17 protein-coding genes and 2 pseudogenes are annotated in these 22184 nt (G+C 64.3%); 13 read left to right on the plus strand and 6 right to left on the minus strand.

Features of this window, described 5'->3' with window-relative positions:
• Positions 1-252 precede the first annotated feature (252 nt).
• The gene (locus NG898_RS00005; RefSeq protein WP_252690523.1) at positions 253-1443 is read right to left on the minus strand and encodes a M20 aminoacylase family protein; all 1191 of its coding nucleotides are present in this window, start codon (positions 1441-1443) and stop codon (positions 253-255) included.
• Positions 1444-1706: 263 nt separating this feature from the next.
• Here NG898_RS00005 and argE point away from each other — a divergent pair, with 263 nt between their 5' ends.
• Positions 1707-2903: an acetylornithine deacetylase gene (gene argE, locus NG898_RS00010; protein ID WP_252690525.1), complete on the plus strand. Its 1197-nt coding sequence runs from the start codon at positions 1707-1709 to the stop codon at positions 2901-2903.
• Positions 2904-2954: 51 nt separating this feature from the next.
• Here the strand turns inward: argE and NG898_RS00015 are convergent, their stop codons facing one another.
• Complete coding sequence (locus tag NG898_RS00015; protein WP_252690526.1) at positions 2955-4112, minus strand: ABC transporter substrate-binding protein; 1158 nt, start codon at positions 4110-4112, stop codon at positions 2955-2957.
• Positions 4113-4196: 84 nt separating this feature from the next.
• Positions 4197-4829, minus strand: a pseudogene (locus NG898_RS26160) (hypothetical protein); the annotation flags it as partial.
• On the opposite strand from NG898_RS26160, the pseudogene NG898_RS00025 reads away from it, so the two are divergent.
• The 4 genes and pseudogenes from NG898_RS00025 to NG898_RS00040 form a co-directional block, all read left to right on the plus strand.
• A pseudogene (locus NG898_RS00025) lies at positions 4737-5208 on the plus strand (substrate-binding domain-containing protein); the annotation flags it as partial. The pseudogenes NG898_RS26160 and NG898_RS00025 sit on opposite strands and share 93 nt — an antisense overlap.
• Before the next feature lie 82 nt (positions 5209-5290).
• Positions 5291-7387, plus strand: a complete 2097-nt coding sequence (locus NG898_RS00030) for a molybdopterin-containing oxidoreductase family protein (RefSeq protein WP_252690528.1) — start codon at positions 5291-5293, stop codon at positions 7385-7387.
• Positions 7388-7397: 10 nt separating this feature from the next.
• Positions 7398-8495 carry an aminopeptidase gene (locus NG898_RS00035; protein WP_315862488.1) on the plus strand — a complete coding sequence of 366 codons (1098 nt, stop codon included), beginning with the start codon at positions 7398-7400 and terminating at the stop codon, positions 8493-8495.
• A 151-nt stretch (positions 8496-8646) separates the two neighbouring features.
• The gene (locus NG898_RS00040; RefSeq protein ID WP_252690529.1) at positions 8647-10356 is read left to right on the plus strand and encodes a long-chain fatty acid--CoA ligase; all 1710 of its coding nucleotides are present in this window, start codon (positions 8647-8649) and stop codon (positions 10354-10356) included.
• Between the two features lie 76 nt (positions 10357-10432).
• On the opposite strand, the gene trhA is transcribed toward NG898_RS00040, so the two are convergent.
• A complete protein-coding gene (gene trhA / locus NG898_RS00045) occupies positions 10433-11050 on the minus strand; it encodes a PAQR family membrane homeostasis protein TrhA (RefSeq protein WP_252690531.1) in 618 nt (205 codons plus the stop codon).
• A gap of 43 nt (positions 11051-11093) precedes the next feature.
• Here trhA and arfB point away from each other — a divergent pair, with 43 nt between their 5' ends.
• Complete coding sequence (gene arfB, locus NG898_RS00050; RefSeq protein WP_009241618.1) at positions 11094-11528, plus strand: alternative ribosome rescue aminoacyl-tRNA hydrolase ArfB; 435 nt, start codon at positions 11094-11096, stop codon at positions 11526-11528.
• A gap of 21 nt (positions 11529-11549) precedes the next feature.
• On the opposite strand, the gene NG898_RS00055 is transcribed toward arfB, so the two are convergent.
• Together NG898_RS00055 and NG898_RS00060 are read right to left on the minus strand one after the other, a co-directional pair.
• A complete protein-coding gene (locus tag NG898_RS00055; RefSeq protein WP_252690533.1) occupies positions 11550-12866 on the minus strand; it encodes an MFS transporter in 1317 nt (438 codons plus the stop codon).
• Between the two features lie 186 nt (positions 12867-13052).
• Positions 13053-14234: a porin gene (locus tag NG898_RS00060; protein ID WP_092972347.1), complete on the minus strand. Its 1182-nt coding sequence runs from the start codon at positions 14232-14234 to the stop codon at positions 13053-13055.
• A gap of 380 nt (positions 14235-14614) precedes the next feature.
• Here NG898_RS00060 and coq7 point away from each other — a divergent pair, with 380 nt between their 5' ends.
• The 7 genes from coq7 to NG898_RS00095 all read left to right on the plus strand — a co-directional run bounded on the left by coq7 (position 14615) and on the right by NG898_RS00095 (position 22169).
• On the plus strand, positions 14615-15265 hold the full coding sequence (gene coq7, locus NG898_RS00065; protein WP_252690535.1) for a 2-polyprenyl-3-methyl-6-methoxy-1,4-benzoquinone monooxygenase: 651 nt from the start codon (positions 14615-14617) through the stop codon (positions 15263-15265).
• Between the two features lie 384 nt (positions 15266-15649).
• Positions 15650-16078: a division/cell wall cluster transcriptional repressor MraZ gene (gene mraZ / locus NG898_RS00070; protein ID WP_024979191.1), complete on the plus strand. Its 429-nt coding sequence runs from the start codon at positions 15650-15652 to the stop codon at positions 16076-16078.
• Positions 16079-16087: 9 nt separating this feature from the next.
• Positions 16088-17047, plus strand: a complete 960-nt coding sequence (rsmH, locus tag NG898_RS00075) for a 16S rRNA (cytosine(1402)-N(4))-methyltransferase RsmH (protein ID WP_252690537.1) — start codon at positions 16088-16090, stop codon at positions 17045-17047.
• 19 nt (positions 17048-17066) lie between these two features.
• Positions 17067-17411: a cell division protein FtsL gene (ftsL, locus tag NG898_RS00080; protein WP_252690539.1), complete on the plus strand. Its 345-nt coding sequence runs from the start codon at positions 17067-17069 to the stop codon at positions 17409-17411.
• Positions 17408-19195: a peptidoglycan D,D-transpeptidase FtsI family protein gene (locus NG898_RS00085; protein ID WP_252690541.1), complete on the plus strand. Its 1788-nt coding sequence runs from the start codon at positions 17408-17410 to the stop codon at positions 19193-19195. The genes ftsL and NG898_RS00085 overlap by 4 nt, the downstream gene beginning before the upstream one ends.
• Positions 19192-20736 (plus strand): UDP-N-acetylmuramoyl-L-alanyl-D-glutamate--2,6-diaminopimelate ligase, encoded by a 1545-nt coding sequence (locus NG898_RS00090; protein WP_252690543.1) that lies wholly within the window; start codon positions 19192-19194, stop codon positions 20734-20736. Before NG898_RS00085 ends, NG898_RS00090 begins: the two co-directional genes overlap by 4 nt.
• Positions 20733-22169 (plus strand): UDP-N-acetylmuramoyl-tripeptide--D-alanyl-D-alanine ligase, encoded by a 1437-nt coding sequence (locus NG898_RS00095; protein WP_252690544.1) that lies wholly within the window; start codon positions 20733-20735, stop codon positions 22167-22169. The genes NG898_RS00090 and NG898_RS00095 overlap by 4 nt, the downstream gene beginning before the upstream one ends.
• The last annotated feature ends 15 nt before the right edge of the window (positions 22170-22184 follow it).

Here is a 22184-nt window from a genome sequence, read left to right on the forward strand (position 1 = left end):
CGAACAGGACCGTGAAACGACTCCGCGCCGATGATAGTGCGGATTCCCGTGTGAAAGTAGGTCATCGCCAGGCTCTCCCATCTACACCCCAGCTCTGCCTCAGAGCTGGGGTGTTTGCTTTGCGCGATCAGGGCGCTCCCGGCCTGCTGCATTGACCTGTCGGCCAGATCCCGACTACATCTCCCTCCGCTCTCCCGCACAAAACAAAACGCCTCCAAACGGAGGCGTCTGCGTGCTCGCTTGCAAGACTGATTAGCTTCGTGCCAAGAATTTCTCGACGAGGCGAACCCAATATGTCGCGCCCAGCGGCAGCAACTCGTCATTGAAGTCGTAGCTCGGATTGTGCAGCATGCACGGGCCCAGACCATGGCCTTGTTCCCGGTGGTCGCCGTCACCGTTGCCAATGAAGGCGAAGCAGCCGGGCCTCTCGATCAGCATGAACGAGAAATCTTCCGCGCCCATGGTCGGATCGATATTGGCTTCCACGTTATCTGCGCCGACCAGCTCTCGCATCACAGCCGCCGCGAACTGCGTTTCATTCTCCGTGTTCACAGTCGGCGGATAGTTGCGATGGAACACGAAGTCGACCGTGCAATCGTATGCGGCGGCGATGCCCCTAGAGACTTCTTCCATGCGGCGCTCGATCAAGTCGAGGACTTCGGTGGAGAACGTGCGTACCGTGCCGCCGATCCAGGCTTCGTTCGGAATGATGTTGGTCGCATCACCGGCATGGAACTGTGTGACGGAGAGGACCGCGGTGTCGATCGGGCGCTTGTTGCGCGTGATGATGCCTTGCAGCGCCGATACCACCTGAGCGCCGACAAACACCGGATCGTTGCCGTTGTGCGGCAGCGCGGCGTGCGCACCCTTTCCCTTGATCGTGATGCGGAACTCGTTGCTCGATGCCATTAGCGCGCCGGCACGTGTACCGAATGCACCAACCGGCACGCCTGGCCAGTTATGCAGACCAAAGACGGCGTCGCAAGGGAATCGATCGAACAGGCCGTCCTTGATCATCTCGCGCGCGCCGCCACCGCCTTCTTCGGCGGGTTGGAAGATCAGGTTTACGGTGCCGCTGAAATTGCGGTGCCTGGACAGGTAATGCGCTGCGCCGAGCAGCATTGCCGTATGGCCGTCGTGGCCACACGCGTGCATCTTGCCGTCGTGTTTGGAGCGATGCTCGAACTGGTTGGCCTCGGCGAGCGGCAAGGCGTCCATATCGGCGCGCAGGCCGATGCTCTTGCCCTCACCGTTGCGGATAACGCCAACCAGGCCGGTCTTGCCCAGGCCCCGATGCACTTCGATGCCCCATTCGGCGAGCTTCGCGGCGACCAGATCGGAGGTGCGCTGTTCTTCGAAGCACAGTTCGGGGTGTGCGTGGATGTCGCGTCGCAGCGCCTGGATCTCGGGCTGCGCGGCTTGGATTTCTGGGATCAGCTTCATGAGTTGCTCGTGTTCTGGCTGAAGGTTCGGAATCACGTTCGATGATACGCCGAAGGGCGATTTCCGACCGGCTATCAGCCAATTGCTTGATCCGTCCATGCAGTTTCGTATGGATTCTTTCGCGCGATGGCCTGTGCGCTCTCGTTTACAGCCGAAGCCGGGCGGCCGAAACGCCTACACTGGAGGTTCGCCAATTGACCGCGCGCCAGCCTCTGAGCTTTCCCCGCAGGTCTCCGAGCGCACGTGAACGACCCGAGCCCATCATGTCTGCCGACGCCATCGCTGCTGCATCGCAACCTTCCGACGAAGTTCTGCAATTGATCCGCACGCTGGTGGCGTTCGATACGGTCAGCCGCAATTCCAATCTTGGCCTGATTGAGTGGGTACGCGATCGCTTGCGCGCGCAGGGTGCGGACTGCCGACTGACGTATGACGCAACGGGCGGCAAGGCGAACCTGTTTGCGACGCTATCGCCGGGCCGCAAGCCAGGGCTGGTGCTGTCAGGGCACACCGATGTGGTGCCCGTTGATGGCCAGTCGTGGGAGACGAGCCCATTTGATGCGCAGATTCGCGATGGCCGCCTGTACGGGCGCGGCACAGCTGACATGAAAAGCTTCATTGCTGTGGCGCTCGCGAATGTGCCCGCGTTCATGGCGGCGGAGAGTGACGCCAGCTTTCATCTCTCGCTGTCGTACGACGAAGAGATCGGCTGCGTGGGGGTGCGCAGCCTGCTGCGCGATCTGGAGGCCAGCGGCATTCAGCCTGCGGGTTGCATCGTTGGCGAACCTACGTCAATGCGCGCCATCATTGCGCACAAGGGCAAGCGCGAATACCGATGCTGCGTGCGCGGCAAGGAAGCCCATTCCGCGTTGACGCCGCAGGGTGTGAACGCAATCGAGTTTGCGGCGCTGGTCATCGCGCATATCCGTTCGCTTGCCGCACGTCTGGCGGCGGAAGAGGCGCGCGATGCCGCCTTTGTCGTGCCGCACACCACATTGAACACGGGCACGATCAAGGGCGGTATTGCCACCAACGTGGTGCCGCGCGATTGCGAATTCACCTTCGATTTCCGCTATCTCCCGGGCACCGATCCGGATTGGCTGTTCGGTGAGGTCGAGCGCTATGCGCAACAGACGTTGTTGCCGCAGATGCGTGAAATTTCCGCCGATGCTGACATCAGCTTCGCGATGAAGGCCAACACGCCGGGGCTGTCGATTGCGCCGTCGCACGAGCTGGTGGCGCTCGCGCAAGCGTTGGCCGATGGGGGAGGCACGGTCGGCAAGGTCGACTATGGGACGGAAGCGGGACTGTTTTCGCGCGCAGGCATTCCAAGCGTGGTGTGCGGTCCGGGCAATATCGAGCAAGCGCACAAGCCGAACGAGTACATCGAGCTTGCACAGATTGCGCAGTGCGAAGCATTCATGCGGCGGCTCGCGCAGCGGCAGACGCAGCCCGCTTGAGCGATAAAAACCGGGCGCGTGGCCCGGCTTCTTCCTATAAGGGCTGCGCGTTCAGCGGATCACTTGACCGTTCGAGTTGATGATCGTCATCTCAACAAACTTGGAGCCCACATGGTTGGAGGGCGAGAAGTTCACGTTGAAGCCGCCCACGTCGTAGTTGCCCATCGACTCCAGCGCACCGATGAACTTCTCGCGTGTCAGGTCGCGGCCGGCACGCTTCAGACCTTCAACAAAGACGCGCGCCGCGACGTAGCCTTCGATGCTTCCGTAGTCGAAATCGGTAATGCCGTCGGACTTAAGAAGCTTCTGATAATCACGCACCAGCGGCGATGCACCGCTATACGGATACGGCATCACCTGCGAGATGATCACGCCGCCGCCGGCCTTGCCAAGCGCATTGGCCAACGCCTTGGTGCCGACAAACGACACGTTGTAGAACTGCCCCGCGTAGCCCTGTTCCTGCGCGCCCTTCACCAGTGCCGCTACGGTTTGGTAAGCACTGATGACGACGATCGCGTCCGGCTTCTGTGCCAGCACCGTGCCGACTGCCCCCTTCACGTCGGTCGTGTTACGCACCACGCTGGCCTGCGCGGCCAGCGAAACGCCCTGGTTTGCTGGCAGCTTCAGCGCACGCTGCACCCCGTCCAGGCCGGCCTTGCCGTACGCGTCATCGTTGTAGACCACCGCAATGCGCTTGAGGCCGGTCGTACGGATCTGCTGCACGATCGCGGCGGTTTCATCGTTGTAGCTGGCGCGCACGTGGAACACATTGCGCGCGAAGGGCTCGCGCAGCGCCGCGGCGCCCGAGTACGGCGCGAAGAACGGTACACCCGCCGGGTTGGCGATCTTCAGCGCCGCCAAGCTGGTCGGCGTGCCGACATAGCCGAACAAGGCAAAGACCTTGGTGTCTTCGATGAGCGTTTTGGTATTGCGGGCAGCCGCATCGGGCTCATAGAAATCGTCGAGCACCTTCAGCTCGATCTTGCGTCCGTTGATGCCGCCTGCTGCGTTGACGGCGTTGAAGTAAAGCTGAGCGCCGCGGTTCATCTGCTGACCGAGTTGCGCCGCCGGCCCGCTCATCGATGCCGATTGGCCGACGATGATCGCGTCGTTGGTCACGCCCGTCTCCGCGAGCACGCTGCTTGAGGCAGTGCCGATGATGCCGGCTGCGAACATGGCCAGCAGCCCGGTGATTCTGCGAGATTGCATTGCTCTCCCCCGAGAGTTGATTTGCCCGGCATCATAGCTAAACGCGCAGGGGAGGCAAACAGAATCGGGCGGGTTGCAGCGCGTTTAAGCGTTTTTGAGACAGAGAAGCCGCGCGATGTGCACGGCTTCCTTCACATCGGGCGCCATTTCAGGCGCTTCAGCCACCCGACGCTTCATCACTGCAAGCGGCACCGCGGTAACGACGGTGCCCGCCACCAGCGCCGCCACGTAGCCGCCCAGGTGTGTCGCTGCGTTCGGGATTGGCAGCACAAACGCCCCGCCGTGCGGCCCGCGCAGTTCTACCCCAACCAGCATCGATAGGGCGCCCGCGCAGGCTGACCCCACCACGAGCGCCGGAATCACGCGGAATGGGTCCCGGGCCGCCTGCGTGAGCGCCTCGGCTGCCATGAAGGTGTGGGCGATGCCGGTCGGGCACGATGTAGTGGCGATGATGCGTTGGGCTTGTACGCCGGTTTTTGGAACTGGCGGGGCGTTGTGCATCATGCGGGCCAGCACGGCCCGGGTATCCGCCAGCACTTCGTCGAGCGTGACTTCAAACGTGCGCGGATTGGCGTGGCGAGCCGCCGCGTCGGGCGAGAGGCCGGCCCAGACGACGGCCTCGGCGGTGGTCAGCGCCGCCGTGTCGACGACCGAGGCGGTGTCCGGGCTGCGCACGTCCACGTCGAACTTGTAGCCCGATTTGCGCGCTGCATGGCGCTGGGGGCACGCTTCATCCTGCCCGCTGCCGAGGCGGCGGAGGCCGAGGCGCTTGCATGGCTGTCCGGCGCAGAACAACAGCGTCCTGATGCGCTGGTTGCGAGTAAGGCGCAATCGCTGCTCGGCGTGCTGCGTGCGTTGCGCAAACTTTCGCTGGATGTGCCACGCGACATCGCCGTGGCGGGGTTTTGACAACGAGCCTTGGACGGACCTCGCCGGCCCGGGCATCACCGTGATCGAACAGCCGGTGTATGACATCGGCCGCATGGCCATGGCAATGCTGCAGGAGCGCCTCGGGCAGCCCACCTTGCCGACGCGCCGTGTGCTGCTCACGGGGCGGCTCGTCACGCGCGGCTCCACGCCGCTGCGAAGCACTTAGCAGGCGATTACAATTTCCGGATACTCGCGGCGGTGCGACAACGCCGACATGCACCCGCCGCCACCCACTCCGGAGCCCCCTGATGTCCACCCAAGTCATCCGTGCTGCCTGCCCGCACGACTGCCCCGACACCTGCGCCTTGCTCGTCACCGTCGAGGACGGCCGTGCCACCCGCGTGCAGGGCGACCCGGACCACCCGACCACCGCCGGTGTGCTGTGCACCAAGGTCAATCGGTATGCCGAGCGCACGTACCACCCGAACCGCCTGCTGACGCCAATGAAGCGCGTGGGCGCCAAGGGCGAGGGCAAGTTCGAAGCGATCTCGTGGGACGAGGCCATCGACACCGTCGCCACCCGCCTGGGCGACATTGCGGCGCGCAATCCCGAGGCCATCCTTCCGTACAGCTACGCTGGCACGATGGGGCTGGTGCAGGGCGAAAGCATGGCGGCGCGCTTCTTCCACAAGCTGGGAGCGTCGCTCCTCGATCGCACGATCTGCGCGTCGGCCGGGGCGACGGCGCTGCGCTACACGTACGGCGCGAGCCTCGGCATGGACATCGAGCACGTGCAGGACGCCAAGCTGATCCTGATCTGGGGCGCCAATCCGATTGCATCAAACCTGCATTTCTGGACGCGCGCACAGGAAGCCAAACGGCGCGGCGCCACGCTCGTCGCCATCGATCCGTATCGCTCGCTGACGGCCGAGAAGTGCCATCGCCATCTGGCGGTGCGCCCCGGTACCGATGCGGCGCTGGCGCTGGCGATGATCCACGTGTTGGTTCGTGATGACCTGCTCGACCACGACTACATCGCCAATCACACGCTCGGTTTCGAGGCGCTGCGTGAACGCGTGCAGCAATACACGCCGGAATACGCGGCCACGCTGTGCGGAGTGGACGCGGCAGATATCGAGTGGCTCGCCAAGCTGTACGGCACGACCGTGGTGCGCGACAAGCAACCGGCGGCCATTCGCCTGAACTACGGCATGCAGCGCGCGCATGGCGGCGGTCAGGGCGTGCGCGCGGTCGCGTGCCTGCCATCGCTGGTGGGCGCGTGGCGCGATGCGGCGGGCGGCCTGCAACTGTCGACGTCCGGTTTCTTCCCCATCGACAATGCGAAGTTGCAGCGTCCTGACCTGTTGCCGAGCTGGCCCGCGGTGCCGCGCACGATCAACATGAGCACCATCGGCGATGCGCTGCTGCATGCGGGCGATGCGTCGTTCGGCCCCAAGGTCGAGGCGGTGGTCGTCTACAACAGCAACCCCGTGGCGGTGGCGCCGGACTCGCGCAAGGTCGCCGCCGGCTTTGCGCGCGAAGATCTCTTCACCGTGGTGCTGGAGCATTTCCAGACCGACACGGCCGACTACGCCGATATCCTGCTGCCGGCCACCACGCAGCTCGAACACGTCGATGTGCACAAGGCTTATGGCCACACCTACGTGCTGGCTAACAACGCTGCCATTGCGCCGATGGGCCAGTCGCTGCCGAACACGGAGATCTTCCGCCGCATTGCCCAGCGCATGGGGCTCACGGATGCGTGTTTTGCCGATTCCGACGACGACATCGCCGCCCAGGCCGTCCGCCGTGACGACCCGACCTCCGCGCACATCGACTGGGCGACGCTCAAGCGCGAGGGCTGGCAGAAGCTGGCGCACCCGGCCGCACCGCTTGCACGCGGCGGCTATCGCACGCCGTCGGGCCGTTGCGAGTTCTATTCCGAACAGATGGCCAAAGAAGGACTTGATCCACTGCCTGGCTATGTGCCGCCGTATGAATCGGCCATCAGTACGCCAGAGTTGGCCAAGCGCTATCCGCTGTCGATGATCTCGCCGCCGGCGCGCAACTTCCTGAACTCCACCTTCGTCAACGTCGACAGCCTGCGCAACACCGAAGGCGAGCCGCATCTCGACATCCACCCCGACGACGCGAATGCGCGCGGCGTCGTCGATGGCGAGTTGGTCCGTATCTTCAACGATCGCGGCACCATGCAGGCGCGCGCCCGCGTGACCGATCGTGCACGACGCGGCGTGGTCGTCGGCCTGTCGATCTGGTGGAAGAAGCTCGCGCCCGATGGCACCAACGCCAACGAACTGACCAGCCAGCGCCTGACCGACATGGGGCGTGCACCTACCTTCTACGATTGCCTGGTCGAGGTCGCGCCGTTGGCACACGCAGCCTGACGGGGCCATCATGCGTGCCGCACGCGCGCTGTGCCTTGCGCTGTCGCTTGCCGGCTCGGCACTTCTGGCCGGTTGCGACACGGTCGGCTATTACTACCAGTCGGTCAGCGGACATCTTTCGCTGATGGCGCAGCGCGAGTCGATCGACCAGGCCATCGACAACGCGCGGCAGGCCCACAACGACAAGCTCGCCAAGCGCCTGGAAGATGCGCGCAGCATTCGCATCTATGCCTCGCGCGAGCTGGGCCTGCCCGACAACGGCAGCTATCGCGTCTATGCCAATCTCAAGCGCCCCTTTGCGGTGTGGAACGTATTTGCCGCGCCCGAGCTGTCGGTCAAGCTCAAGGAATGGTGTTTCCTCGTCGTCGGCTGCGTGACCTATCGCGGGTATTACGACCGCAACGCCGCCATGGCCTACGCTGATACCTTGCGCGCCCAAGGCTTGGACGTGGATGTGGCCGGCATTCCTGCGTATTCCACACTGGGCTATTTCGACGACCCGTTGCTCAACACCTTCGTCGGCCTGCCCGAAGGCGAGCTGGCGCGGCTGATTTTTCATGAGTTGGCGCACCAGGTCGCCTACGCCAAGGGCGATACGGCGTTCAACGAATCGTTTGCCACCACGGTGGAAACCATTGGTGTCGAACGCTGGCTGGCCGATGCCGCCACCCCGGAGATTCGCGCGGAATACGCCACGTATGACGCCCGGCGCGTACAATTCCGCGCCCTGCTGCTGGAGTATCGCAACCGTCTCGAGGCGCTGTATGCAAGCCCCGTGTCGGACGATGAGAAGCGCGCCGGAAAACGCGCCATCTTCGCGAGCCTGCAGGCGGATTACGCCAAACTCAAAGCAAGCTGGGGCGGTTATACCGGTTACGACCGTTGGTTTGCGCAGCCCCTGTCGAACGCGCATCTGGGAGCAGTCGCGAGTTACCTGGAATGGGTGCCGGCATTCACGGCGCTGTACCAGCGCGATGGCGGCGACTGGGCTCGCTTCTATGCCGACGTCAAAGCTATGGCGGGCGAATCCAAATCGCAGCGCGAGGCATTACTGCGGGCGCTTGCGCCTCCGGCGATGACCACGGAGGCCGGCGTCACGCAAAAGTGATGCCAAGATCGGTTTCAGCACCAGTTTCAAGCAGCCTCGAGCGGCTGAGGGAACTGTCTAAGTTATTGTTTTGACACAGACATCCGCGTAGGATGCCGAAAAAAAACGAACGACCATTCGAAAAAATCGACAATCGCCAGGAGACACACCCATGGATAAGCCGTGGCTGAAGCAGTACCCCGCTGGGGTGCCGGCCGAGATCGATGCATCGCAGTATCGATCGCTGGCCCATCTGCTTGAGGATTCTTTCCAGAAGAACCGCAACCGCCGTGCATTTGAATGCATGGGCAAGGTGCTGACCTACGGCGAGCTGGATACGCTCTCGCGCCAACTGGCGGCGTGGCTGCAATCGCGCGGTCTGACACCGGGCGCGCGCGTCGCGCTGATGATGCCGAACGTGCTGCAGTACCCGGTGGCGCTGGCCGCCGTGCTGCGCGCCGGCTACGTGGTCGTCAACGTCAATCCGCTTTACACCCCGCGCGAACTGGAACACCAGCTCAAGGACAGCGGCGCCGAAGCCATCATCATCCTGGAGAACTTCGCGACGACGCTGCAGCAGGTGCTGCCCAATACACCGATCAAGCACATCGTGGTGGCCAGCATGGGCGACATGCTTGGCGGGCTCAAGGGCATGCTGGTCAATTTTGTCGTGCGCAGCGTCAAGAAGATGGTGCCGGCGTGGGAACTGCCCAGCTGCATCCGCTTCAACACCGCGCTGGAAGAGGGCGCCAAACAGACGCTCAAGCCAACCTCCGTCGGCCCCGACGACGTGGCCTTCCTGCAATACACGGGTGGCACGACCGGCGTGTCGAAGGGCGCGACGCTGCTGCATCGGAACATCGTCGCAAACGTGCTGCAATCGGAAGCGTGGATGAACCCGGCGCTCACCAAGCCCGGCCGCGACGGCCGCATGCTGGCCGCCGACGAAGAAATCGTCACCATCACCGCGCTGCCGCTGTATCACATCTTCGCGCTGACGGTGTGCTGCCTGCTGTCGATGCGTAAGGGCGGGCTGGCCGTGCTGATCCCGAATCCGCGTGACATCCCGGGCTTCATCAAGGTACTCAAGCAGTACCGCTTCCACATGTTCCCGGCCGTGAACACGCTCTACAACGCGCTACTGAACAACCCCGAGTTCAAGGATGTCGACTGCTCCAACCTGCGCGTGGCCAACGGCGGCGGCATGGCGGTGCAGGAAGCCGTGGCCAAGAAGTGGCTCGAAGTGACGGGCTGCCCGATCATCGAAGGCTACGGCTTGTCGGAAACCTCGCCGTCGGCCATCTGTAACCCGACCGATACCGACAAGTTTTCGGGTACCGTTGGTTTGCCAATTCCGGGCACTGAAATCGCCATTCGCGACGACGAAGGCCGCGACCAACCGATCGGCCAGCCGGGCGAAATCTGCATCCGCGGCCCGCAAGTCATGGCCGGTTATTGGAAGCGCCCGGACGAGACCGCCAAGGTCATGTATGCCGATGGTTTCTTCAAGACCGGCGACGTGGGCGTGATGGACGAGCGCGGTTACACCAAGATCGTCGATCGCAAGAAGGACATGATCCTGGTGTCGGGCTTCAACGTGTACCCGAACGAAATCGAAGGCGTGGTGGCAATGTGCCCCGGTGTGCTGGAAGTGGCCGCCGTCGGCGTGCCCGACGTGCATTCGGGCGAGGTGGTGAAGCTGTTCGTGGTGCGTCGCGATCCATCGCTCACGGAGCAGAAGCTGCAGGAGTTCTGCAAGGATCAGCTCACCGGCTACAAGCGCCCGAAGTTCATCGAGTTCCGCAACGAGCTGCCGAAGACCAACGTCGGCAAGATCCTGCGCCGTGAGCTGCGCGACGAGGCGATGAAGAAGCGTGCCTGAGTCTGCGTAGAGGCAAAGAAAAAGCCGCGATTTGTCGCGGCTTTTTTATTGGCCCGGTGCAAGAAGGTACGGCCGGTCAGCCCACGTACAGCAGGATGCTGACGAACTGGCACGCGCTGCCCGCCAGCACGAACAGATGCCAGATGCCGTGGAAGTGCCGCACCTTCTCGTCAAAGAGAAAGAAACCGATGCCGGCCGTGTAAAGCGCGCCACCCGCTACCAGCCACCACAGGCCAGGTGCAGGCAGCGCGGCCGCCAGCGGCCCCATGGCAATCAGCACCAGCCAGCCCATCACCACGTAAATCAACAGAGAGAACAGCCGCGTGCGGCGGCCAATCCAGAGTTCCTGCGCAATGCCGATGGCCGCCAGCGCCCAGTTGATGCTGAACAGTGCCCAGCCCCAGGGGCCGCGCAGCGTGACGAGCGCAAACGGCGTGTAGCTCCCAGCAATCAGCAGATAGATGGCGCAATAGTCCAGCCGCTGGAAGATGCTTTTGGCAGGGCCGCGCAGGCTGTGATACAGCGTGGAAATTGTGTAAAGCAGGACGAGCGTGGTGCCGTAGACAACGGAGCTGACCACCTTCCAGGCATCGTGGTGCAGTGCGGACGACGTGACCAGCACCGCCATGCCGGTAGCAGCCAGGATGGCCCCGGCCAAGTGGCTGAAGCCGTTGAAACGTTCTCCGTGATACATGCGCTGATCTCCAGAAAAAACCGGTTTTCCCTACAATGCCCCAATGCCCGGCACCGATCTCAAAATCACCCCCCAATTGTCTATTCCGGAGTCCGAGCTGGTCGAGCGCTTTGTGCGCGCAAGCGGAGCGGGCGGGCAAAACATCAACAAGGTATCGACGGCGGTGGAGCTGCGCTTTGACATCGCCCAATCGCCGTCGTTGCCGGAGGCATTGCGGGCCCGCTTGTTGGGAAAGCGCGACCGCCGCTTGACCGACGAGGGCGTGATTGTGATTGATGCACAACGGTTTCGCACGCAGGACCGCAACCGCCAGGATGCCCGTGAACGTCTGGCCGCGTTCATCGCGACGGGGCTTTCGGTGCCGAAGTCGCGGATCGCGACCAAGCCTACGCGCGCTTCCAAGACGCGCCGTCTGGAAGGCAAGCGCGCGCGTGGCGACGTCAAGCGTGGTCGCTCGGGCCGCCACTCGTGGGATTAAGCGCGTTGCTATGCGGGGTGCTTACATCAGCCGGGTATCGCGCGTCTCGCGCATGCACAGCACGCCGATCAGGCTGACCACCGCAGCGGCCGACACATACATGCCTACCCAGCTCAGGCCACCTTGCTCGGCCAGCTTCTGCGCGATATACGGCGCAATCGACGCGCCCAGAATGCCGCCCAGGTTGTACGACACGCCGGCGCCCGTGTAGCGCACGTTGGTTGGGAACAGCTCCGGCAGCAGCGCGCCCATCGGCGCGAAGGTCACGCCCATCAGGAACAGCTCGATGATGAGGAACAGCGCCACCAGCGGCGTCTGCCCGCTGCCAAGCAGCGGCGCCATCGCAAAGCCCGAGAGGATGGCCGCGATGATGCCGACGGTCAGCACCGGTTTGCGCCCAAAACGGTCCGACGCCCACGCCGACAGCGGCGTCGCCAGCCCCATGAACACCACCGCCAGGCACAGCAGCCCCAGGAAGCTCGGACGCGAGAAGTGCAACGTGCCCACGCCATACGACAGCGAAAATACCGTCGAGATATAGAACAGCGTGTAGCAGACCACCATGGCCAGTGCGCCCAGCAGCGTGGGCCACCAGTGGTGCGCCAGCAGCGTGGCGACCGGCACCTTCACGCGCTCCTGCCGGTCGATGGCGGCTTGGAAGGCGGGGGTTTCGGCGATCTTCAATCGCACATACAAGCCCAGCGCCACGAGCACTGCGCTGACCAGGAACGGCACGCGCCAGCCCCAACTGCGGAACTGCTCGTCCGACAATGCAATGGCCAGCCCGAAGAAGAGGCCGTTCGATGCCAGGAATCCGACCGACGGGCCGAGCTGAGGAAACATGCCAAACCACGCGCGCTTGCCGGGCGGTGCATTTTCGGTGGCCAGCAGCGCCGCGCCGCCCCATTCACCGCCCAGGCCAATGCCCTGGCCAAAGCGCAGCACGCACAGCAGGATCGGCGCGAGCGTGCCGATGCTGTCGTATCCCGGCACCAGGCCGATCAGCGTGGTCGAAATGCCCATCACCAGCAGTGACGCCACCAGCGTCGATTTGCGCCCGATGCGATCGCCAAAGTGGCCGAACAGGAACGAGCCGATCGGTCGCGCAATGAACGCGATGCCAAATGTGACGAACGCCGACAGCGCTTGCGCCGTGGCAGACCCATGCGGAAAGAACACCGGGCCGATCACCAGCGCCGCGGCGGTCGCATAGACATAGAAATCGTAGAACTCGATGGCCGTGCCGATGAAGCTCGCAAAGACGATGCGCGAGCGGCTGGCGTCGGCGGTCGCGTCGGGGGCAGCGGGCGCCATGGTTGGAGAAGTCGAAGAGGACATGCGGGTCTCCGGTGAGGGTCGCGTTGTTGTCGTTATGAAGCGCCGCGCGTTGTTGTGTTGCCGTCTTGCTGTCCGGCGGCGGGCTCGATCGCAGAGCATAGCGCGCGGCCATGCAAAAAGGCACCCGAAGGTGCCTTCCTGCGCCCGCCAAGGAGAGGGGCGGCGGGCAAAAAACCAAAGCGTGCGTCAGAACTTGTGGCGCACACCCACTGCCACACCGACCTGGTTATCGGAGTTCGGCGTGATGAAGTACGTCTGCGATGCCGCCGGCAGATAGCCCACCGACGTCTGCGCGCCCGTTGCCGGGTTGGTCGCGTAGCCGATCGAATCCCAGTTCAGCGAACCATTTCGCGAATACGCGGCCGTCAGGTACACGTCGGTGCGCTTCGAGAAGTTGTAGTCGGCAATGAAGTTCCACTGCTGCGGGTTGCGCGGGTTGATGGTGGCGCCGCCGATGGTCGCTTCCTTGATGTTGTCGTAGTAGTACGACAGCGTCAGGCCGAGTGCCGGGGTTGCCTGGTAGTTCACGCCCAGCCAGTACAGGTCGTCGCGGTGCGGCGTCAGTGCGGCTGCGGCGCCGCTGGAAGGCGCTTCGGTGTTGCCGTAGCGGAAGCCTGCCATCACCTTGACGGGGCCCGTGGTGTAACTGGCCGCAATGGCGGCGCGCTTGTCACGGGCATATTCGTTGCCGCCCGACAAGCCCAGGGCTTCTGCGGCCGTCAGCACCTTCACTTCGTCATATGCGACACCCAAGCCAAACGGGCCAGCGAAGTAGTTCGCGCCGGCGCCGTAGGCCGAATTGGCCGTGTTGCTGCCCGTGCGCTCGCCGAACGACCAGTGGGCTTCGACCGTCAACGGGCCGAACGTGGCGCCGTACTTGATCATGTTGTCTTCGCGGAAGTTCGCGCCCAGCAGGCCGACCACCGGCTCCCACTGCGTGGCGTAACCGCTCGGCGAGAAGTTCGCCATCATGTCGAAGATCGTCGTGTACTGACGACCCAGCGTGATCTTGCCCCAGTTGCCTTGCAAGCCAACAAACGCCTGCCGGCCGAACAGGCGGCCACCTTGCTGCAGCGTGCCGGTGTCCATGCCGAAACCCGATTCCAGCACGAACAGGCCCTTGAGGCCGCCGCCGATGTCTTCAACGCCGCGCAAGCCCCAACGGTTGGAAGACAGCCCGCCTGCCTGCATTGCAAGGCGCGAACCGCTGCTGCCCGGAATGGCGACGCCTGCCGCCGTTACGTTCTGCTCGTGGTTGACGTACTCGACGTTCGCGTCGACCACGCCATACAGCGTCACACTCGACTGAGCCTGCGCAACACCCGCAAACGTGCCCAGCACTGCCAATGCCAGCAGCGATTTCTTCATCGGTCGGTCTCCAGATCTTTATTTATTGAGTTCGGTGGCAGGCAGACCCTCCGTTCTTGTCTTCCCGCCCCATGACTTTCAAACGAAGTCGCTGACTAATGTAGCAACGCGATACTGGGCTCGGTCGAAATTTGCGAACGAATGTTCGTAAACGCGCGTTTGCTGTCTGATCCCGGCAACAGGCTGTTTCCGAATTTGAAATAGATCAGCGATGTGCGCACTTGATTCGTTGCGGTTTTAGATGCGATCCGCGCGCCAACAGGGTTATCCCGTACAGTAGTGTTTGGTCAGCCTGCTTCTGACCGGACGCAAGGTCCCGCGCAGCGTCGGCTTTACAATGGCGATCGCGCCGCACGCCATTGCCGGCGGTGCCCGTACCTATGCTCGACCGCTTCATCCCCGAATTCGACCGCGCCCTGCGCGCTGTGGCAGGCGTCACCCGCGCCAGCCGACCGAACCCTGCTGACGCCGTTATCGTGTCCACCTCCGCGGATAGGGCCGACAGCGCGACCAAGCTTTCCGAGGCCGACCGCCGCCATGCCGCCGGCTTGATGCGCGTGAACCATGTCGGCGAGGTCTGCGCGCAGGCCCTGTACCAGGGGCAAGCGCTGTTTGCCCGGGACCCGGCCATCCGAGCCCAGCTTGACGAAGCCGCACGCGAAGAAGAAGACCATCTCGCCTGGTGCGCCCAGCGCCTGCAGGAATTGAACGACCGCCCGAGCCTGCTCAATCCGCTGTGGTACGCCGGCGCTTTCGCGATCGGCGCGGTGGCCGGACGCCTGGGCGACAAGATCAGCCTCGGCTTCGTCGCCGAGACCGAGCGCCAGGTCGAGCATCACCTCGACGGTCATCTCGATACATTGCCCGAACAGGACACCCGCTCGCGCGCCATCGTCGCCCAGATGCGCGACGACGAAATCCGCCACGGCGACAACGCGCGCCAAGCCGGTGGCATTGATCTGCCTGCGCCGATCCGCCAAGCCATGCGTGCCGCGTCACGCGTCATGACCACCGCCGCCTATCGCATCTGATCGGCGTGTCGCGTGGGTCGATCGGCCCGCCGACACGGCACACGCTCCTCCATTCGCCCGACCTCTGCCGCCTGCGGTCTGCGCCTTGAACCGGGGCGCTGTCGCTCGCCGTTCTCTCACGTGGTTTCTGCATAAACCACGCTATCTCCTTCATTTGATTGGGAAAAGTGACTTTGCCCCTCCGGGAGGATGCGCTAAGTCATTGTTCTGATTGCAAATTTTCCGTCTCGCAGCCCTCCGCAAGCCTTGACCGCCTAAAGTCGTTCCTCTAAAGTGGGAAACAGTGTCAGAAAGTGTAGTTTTGTGGTTTAAAGAGGCCGTTTGCAGGCCAGTTGACGGCAAGGTGAGTGGCGATCGAATCGCCACACGGAGAGAGAAACCAACGTGTTCCAGGGTGCGTCGGCGCTAACGCTGGATGCCAAAGGGCGGATGTCCATTCCGTCGCGGCACCGCGAAGCGCTCCAGCTGCAGGCCGAGGGTCGGGTGACTGTGACCAAGCACCCGGACGGTTGCCTCATGCTGTTTCCGCGCCCCGAGTGGGAACGCTTTCGCGAGCGCATCGCTGCGCTGCCGATGGAAGCCCACTGGTGGAAACGGATCTTCCTGGGCAGCGCCGCCGATGTCGAACTCGATACCGCCGGCCGCGTCCTCATTACCCCAGAACTGCGCACGGCAGCCTCCCTTGAACGTGACGTGATGCTGCTCGGCATGGGCAGCCACTTCGAAGTCTGGGACGCCGCCACGTACACCGCGAAGGAGCAAGCCGCCATGGCGCAAGGCATGCCCGACGCCCTCAAGAATTTCTCCTTTTGATGACGCACGATGACAACCCAAGCCAGTACGGGACTGCGCCATCAGACGGTGCTCTTAGACGAAGCGGTCGACGCGCTCATCTGGCGCGACGACGGCATCTATATCGATGGAACCTTCGGGAGAGGCGGGCACAGCCGGCTCATCCTGGAACGGCTGGGGCCCGGCGGCAGACTTGTCGCCTTCGACAAGGACCCGGCAGCAATCACCGAAGCGGGCACCGTAGAGGATGCCCGCTTCGCTATTGAGCATGACAGCTTCGCGCAGATGGCCCAGTGCCTGGACGCGCGTGGCGTGGAGCGAGTGGCCGGCGTGCTGCTCGATCTCGGCATCAGCTCGCCGCAGATCGACGAAGGCGCACGTGGCTTCTCGTTTCGGATGGATGGCCCGCTCGACATGCGGATGGACACCACGCGCGGCATCACCGCAGCCCAATGGCTGGCCGAGGCTGATGAGCGCGACATTGCGAGGGTGATACGGGACTATGGGGAAGAACGGTTTGCTGTACAGATTGCAAAGGCGATTGTTGCTCGCCGGGGCCAATCCGGGGATCGAGGTCCTCTCGATCGCACATCCGAGCTTGCCGCGCTCGTGGCGCAAGCCGTCAAAACACGCGAGAAGGGCCAAGACCCTGCGACCCGCACCTTTCAAGCTTTACGGATTCACGTCAATCAAGAGCTTGCGGACCTCGAAACCGGTCTGAAGGCCGCTTTTGAACGCCTGGAACAGGGGGGACGTCTCGTCGTGATCAGCTTCCATTCGCTGGAAGACCGCATCGTCAAGCGCTTCATGCAGGCCCTGGCGCGCCCGGAGCAATCCGCCGCGCCGGAACTGCGTCGGGCGCCGCTGCGTGCGCATGAATTGCCGGCGCCGCAGTTGCGCCTGCTTGGCCGCGTGAAGCCGTCGGAGGCCGAGGTGTCGGCCAACCCGCGTGCGCGCTCGGCCATCATGCGCGTGGCCGAGCGTTGCTGAGCCGACGGAGCCGCACGCCATGAACCGCCTGAACATGTTCCTGCTGACTGCGCTGGTGCTGTGCGCGCTGTCGCTGGTCAACGCACAGCATCAGGCGCGGCAACTGTTTGTCGCGCTGGATCGCGCGCAGGCGGAAGAGAAGCAACTGAACACCGACTGGTCGCGCCTGCAATATGAGCAGAGCGCGCTGGGCAAGAGCGCTCGCATTGCCGACATCGCCAGCAGGCAATTGAAGATGTCGCCCGCGCAGGCGGGCCGTACGCAGTATTTGCAAGGGTTTGCCGATCTGCCGGCAGCAGGGGGGGCCTCCGGGGCGTCCTCGGCGGCGGCGAGCGCGCCCACGGCTTCCGGAGTACAGCCATGAGCGGCGCACGCAAATCCAACGGCACCACGGCGCGCGCGCGCCTGGGCCAGTTCTCCGCCAGCCCGGTGCTCGGCCTGCGCCTGCCGATGTGGCGCTCGAAGCTGGTCGTGTTCCTGATGTTCGCGGCGTTCCTGGCGCTGATCGGACGCGCGCTGTGGATTCAAGGTCCCGGCAACCGTTTCTATGAGGCCGAGGGCAAGAAGCGCTTCCAACGCACGCTGGAGTTGCCGGCCACGCGCGGCAAGATTCTTGATCGCAATGGTCTGGTGCTGGCCACGAGCCTGCCGGTGAAGGCCATCTGGGCCGTGCCCGAAGACGTGCCCAACAACGTGCCTGGCGAAGACATGAAGAAGCTCGCCAAGCTGCTCGGCATGAACAACAAGGAGCTTTCGGGCAAGCTGGGCGAAGACAAGGGCTTCGTCTATCTCAAGCGTCAGGTGCTGCCCGAGGTGGCCGACCAGATTGCCGCGCTGAAGATCGATGGCATCTATCAGACGCGTGAATACAAGCGCTTCTACCCGGAAGGCGAGGCGATGGCGCACATCGTCGGTTTCACCAACGTCGAGGACAAAGGCCAGGAGGGTATGGAGCTGGCGCGCGAGTCCGACCTCGCGGGTGCCGCCGGGCAGCGTCAGGTGATCAAGGATCGGCTGGGCCGCGTGGTGGAAGACGTGGGCGTGCTCAAGGCTCCGCGTGATGGGCATGATCAGACGCTGTCGATCGACGCCAAGATCCAGTACCTGACCTTCAACGAACTGAAGGCCGCCATCGAGCGTACCCATGCTAAGGCCGCCAGTGCGATCGTGCTGGATGCCCAGACCGGCGAGGTGCTGGCGCTTGCTAACTACCCGACCTACAACCCGAACGACCGCACCCGCCTGTCTGGCGAGCAACTGCGTAACCGCGTGCTGACCGACACCTTCGAGCCCGGCTCGATGATGAAGCCGGTCACCATCAGCCTGGCGTTGCAGCTCAAGCGCGTGACGCCCACTACGCTGGTGCAGACCAACGGCAAATACAACTTTGAAGGCGCGACCATTTCCGATACCGGCAACTACGGCACGTTGACGGTCGCTCAGGTGATCCAGCACTCCAGCAACATCGGTACGACCAAGATCGCGATGATGCTCAAGCCGCAGGAAATGTGGGACATGTTCACCAGCGTGGGCTTGGGGCAGGCGCCGAAGATCGGCTTCCCGGGCGCGGTGGCGGGGCGGCTGCGGCCGGCCAACAAATGGCGCCGCATCGAGCAGGCGACCATGTCGTACGGCTACGGCCTGTCGGTGTCGCTGTTCCAGATTGCGCATGCGTACACCATCTTTGCGCACGATGGCGAGCTGATTCCGATCACCATGTACCGCACCGACGGCCAGCCGCCGCAGGGCGAGCGCGTGATCTCGCCGGAGGTGGCGCGGCAGGTCCGTCAGATGCTCGAGACGGTGACGGCGCCCGGCGGTACCGCACCGCAGGCCCAGGTGATGGGTTATCGCGTCGGCGGCAAGACCGGCACGGCCTGGAAGCACACCGGGCGCGGCTATGACCGCTCGAAGTATCGCGCCTCGTTTATTGGCCTGGCGCCGATGTCGAACCCGCGCATCATCGTGGCGGTGAGCGTGGACGAGCCGACCGTGGGTAACCGCTATGGCGGTGGCGCGGCCGGCCCCGTGTTCTCTCAAATCGTGGGCGGCACCCTGCGCGCGTTGAACGTGCCGCCGGATTCGCCGGTGCGCCAGTTGGTGATGACGCCGGATGTGCCGGAAGAGCCGGTCGGGGGCCTGCAATGACAGCCAAGCCCACTTCTGACCGCCCGACCATCGCCGCGCGCCTTGCGCCCGTGGTGGATTGGCTGCGCGCCCAAGCGCCAGCCGGCGCCGACCTCACTAGCGACACGCGCAAGCTCAAGACTGGCGATGTGTTCGTCGCCTACGTGCTCGGCAATGTGCGCCAGCGCGGCGATGGCCGTCCGCATATTCCACAGGCGATCGAGGCTGGGGCTTCCGCCGTGCTGGCCGAAGCCCATGGCTACGCCATGCCCGCAGACGCGCCCGTGCGCATCCTGCCGGTGGACGGCCTGGCTGAACTGGCCGGTCCGCTTGCCGCTCAGTGGTACGGCGTGCCGGGCGCGGACGCCCTGCGCGTGATTGGCGTGACAGGCACCAACGGCAAGACTTCATGTTCGCAATGGATTGCGCAGGCGCTGACCAAACACGGCGAGCGTTGCGCAGTGGTGGGTACGCTCGGCACCGGGTTTGTCGATGCGCTGGCCGCTACCGGCTTTACCACGCCGGATGCCATCCAGCTCCAGCACAGCCTTGCCGACCTGCACCGTGCGGGTGCCCGCGCCATCGCCATGGAAGTGTCGTCGCATGGTCTGGAGCAAGGCCGCGTGGATGGCACCTGCTTCGACATCGCGGTGTTCACCAACCTGACGCAGGATCACCTCGACTACCACGGCACGATGGCTGAGTACGAACTCGCCAAGGCGCGTCTGTTCGGCTGGCCGGGCCTGCGCGCCGCAGTCATCAACCGCGACGACGCGGCCGGTGCGCGCTTGCTGCAGAACGCCCGCGCCGATGTTGAAACCATCGAATACGGCATCGACGGCGAAGCCGCTGCGCAGCACGGTGCCAAACAATGGCTGCGCGCCAGCAACGTGCGCGCGCATCGCACCGGAACGACATTCGACGTGGATGGCAGCTTTGGCCACGCGACCATCCATGCGCCCATCGTCGGCCTGTTCAACGTATCGAATCTTCTCGGTGTGCTGGGCGCACTGCTGGCGGCAGGTGTGCCGTGGCAAGGCGCCATCGCGCGCCTCGAAAAGCTGCAACCCGTGAGCGGCCGCATGGAGCGTTTCGGCGGCGAAGACGGGCCCCTCGTGGTGGTCGATTACGCCCACACGCCCGATGCGCTGGAGCAAACGCTGCGCGCACTCGCCCCGATTACCGAGGCACGCGGCGGCAAGCTGTGGGCCGTGTTCGGCTGCGGCGGTGACCGCGACCCTGGCAAGCGTCCGCAGATGGGTGCCATCGCCGAGCGCCTGGCACCGCACGTTGTGCTGACCTCCGACAACCCGCGCAGCGAAGATCCGCAGCACATCCTCGACGAGATCGCTGACGGCATGGACAACCCGCGCGCCGCCACGCAGATCGAAGACCGCGCGGCCGCCATCCTGCATGCCGTGCGCCACGCCGATTCGCATGACGTGATCGTCGTGGCCGGCAAGGGGCATGAATCGACGCAGGAGATTGCTGGTCGCAAGCGGCCATTCTCCGATCAGGAACATGTGCGCCTGGCGCTTGCAGCCCGCGGGGTGAACGCATGAGCGCCCCGACCGTGATGATGCACGCCACCGACGCCGCTGCATGGATGGCTGGAGCCCATCTGACGGGTCCCGATGCGGCCATCCTGCGCGTGACGACCGACAGCCGAGCCGTGCAGCCTGGCGACCTGTTCGTCGCGCTGATCGGCGAGCGTTTCGATGCGCACGATTTCCTGCCCGAGGTGGTGGCGCGTGGCGCTGCCGCCGTGCTGGTGTCGCGCGCGCCGGCTGCCACGCTGGATGTGACGAAGGTGGCCGTGCTGACCGTTGCCGATACGCGTATCGGACTCGGCCAACTTGCCGCCGGCTGGCGCCGCCAGTTTCCAATTCCCGTCGTCGCCGTGACGGGCAGCAACGGCAAGACCACGGTCAAGGAAATGATCTCCGCGATCTTCGCGCAGGCCGTGGGTGAAGACGCCCGCCTGGCGACGGCTGGCAACTTCAACAACGACATCGGCCTGCCGCTCACGCTGTTCCGCCTGAACGCGCAACACAAGCTGGCCGTGCTCGAACTCGGCATGAACCATCCGGGCGAGACGGCCGTATTGGCCGCCATTGCCCAGCCCACCGTGGCGATGATCAACAACGCCCAGCGCGAGCACCAGGAATTCATGGTCAGCGTGGAAGCGGTTGCGGAAGAACACGCCGCCGTGCTGGCCGCGTTGCCGGCAGATGGCGTGGCGGTGTTTCCCCGCGATACGGCCAACGGCGGCGAATATGCGCCGGTGTGGCAGGCCGTGGCCGGTTCGCGTCGCGTGCTCGATTTCGGTATCGAGGCCGGGGCTGTGACGGGCACGGTGGTGGACACCGCCGACGGGCAACGCATCGATGTGCAGGCCCCTGGCGAGCGCTTCGTCATCACCTTGCCGCTGCTCGGCCTGCACAACGCACGCAATGCGCTGGCCGCGACGGCATGCGCGCTGGCTGCCGGAGTTGCCCCGGAGGTGATCGCACAAGCGCTGGGCAACTTTGCTCCGGTCAAGGGTCGGTTGCAGCGCAAGCACGGCACGCACGGCGGCCTTGTCATCGACGACACGTACAACGCGAACCCGGATTCGATGCGCGCGGCGATCGATGCGCTCGTCACGCTGCCCGCGCCGCGCTGCCTGGTGCTGGGTGACATGGGCGAGGTTGGCTCGCAGGGTCCGGCATTCCACGAGGAAATCGGCGCTTATGCGCGCGAGCACGGCATCGACGCGGTGCTGGCGACCGGCGAGCTTGCGCGCCACACCGTCGACGCTTTCGGCGCAGGCGCGCAGCATTTTGCGTCGGCGGAGGACTTGATTGAACACGGCGTGCCCGCCATTGCGCCGGCCGCGACGGTATTGGTAAAGGGCTCGCGCTTCATGCGGATGGAACGCATTGTGGAAGCGCTGGTCTTGAAAGACCCGGGTGCGGATTTGCCGACCGGTTCCAGCACACAACAGCAGCATTAAGGGAAGCAAGAACCC

This window comes from Ralstonia mojiangensis (genome assembly GCF_023955645.1).
GTDB classification, from domain to species: domain Bacteria; phylum Pseudomonadota; class Gammaproteobacteria; order Burkholderiales; family Burkholderiaceae; genus Ralstonia; species Ralstonia mojiangensis.

Excerpts from the sequence above, each read along its gene's own strand:
- NG898_RS00005 (WP_252690523.1), bottom strand. The coding sequence starts at position 1,443 with ATGAAGCTGATCCCAGAAATCCAAGCCGCGCAGCCCGAGATCCAGGCG.
- argE (WP_252690525.1), top strand. The coding sequence starts at position 1,707 with ATGTCTGCCGACGCCATCGCTGCTGCATCGCAACCTTCCGACGAAGTT.
- NG898_RS00015 (WP_252690526.1), bottom strand. The coding sequence starts at position 4,112 with ATGCAATCTCGCAGAATCACCGGGCTGCTGGCCATGTTCGCAGCCGGC.
- NG898_RS00030 (WP_252690528.1), top strand. The coding sequence starts at position 5,291 with ATGTCCACCCAAGTCATCCGTGCTGCCTGCCCGCACGACTGCCCCGAC.
- NG898_RS00035 (WP_315862488.1), top strand. The coding sequence starts at position 7,398 with ATGCGTGCCGCACGCGCGCTGTGCCTTGCGCTGTCGCTTGCCGGCTCG.
- NG898_RS00040 (WP_252690529.1), top strand. The coding sequence starts at position 8,647 with ATGGATAAGCCGTGGCTGAAGCAGTACCCCGCTGGGGTGCCGGCCGAG.
- trhA (WP_252690531.1), bottom strand. The coding sequence starts at position 11,050 with ATGTATCACGGAGAACGTTTCAACGGCTTCAGCCACTTGGCCGGGGCC.
- arfB (WP_009241618.1), top strand. The coding sequence starts at position 11,094 with ATGCCCGGCACCGATCTCAAAATCACCCCCCAATTGTCTATTCCGGAG.
- NG898_RS00055 (WP_252690533.1), bottom strand. The coding sequence starts at position 12,866 with ATGTCCTCTTCGACTTCTCCAACCATGGCGCCCGCTGCCCCCGACGCG.
- NG898_RS00060 (WP_092972347.1), bottom strand. The coding sequence starts at position 14,234 with ATGAAGAAATCGCTGCTGGCATTGGCAGTGCTGGGCACGTTTGCGGGT.
- coq7 (WP_252690535.1), top strand. The coding sequence starts at position 14,615 with ATGCTCGACCGCTTCATCCCCGAATTCGACCGCGCCCTGCGCGCTGTG.
- rsmH (WP_252690537.1), top strand. The coding sequence starts at position 16,088 with ATGACAACCCAAGCCAGTACGGGACTGCGCCATCAGACGGTGCTCTTA.
- ftsL (WP_252690539.1), top strand. The coding sequence starts at position 17,067 with ATGAACCGCCTGAACATGTTCCTGCTGACTGCGCTGGTGCTGTGCGCG.
- NG898_RS00085 (WP_252690541.1), top strand. The coding sequence starts at position 17,408 with ATGAGCGGCGCACGCAAATCCAACGGCACCACGGCGCGCGCGCGCCTG.
- NG898_RS00090 (WP_252690543.1), top strand. The coding sequence starts at position 19,192 with ATGACAGCCAAGCCCACTTCTGACCGCCCGACCATCGCCGCGCGCCTT.
- NG898_RS00095 (WP_252690544.1), top strand. The coding sequence starts at position 20,733 with ATGAGCGCCCCGACCGTGATGATGCACGCCACCGACGCCGCTGCATGG.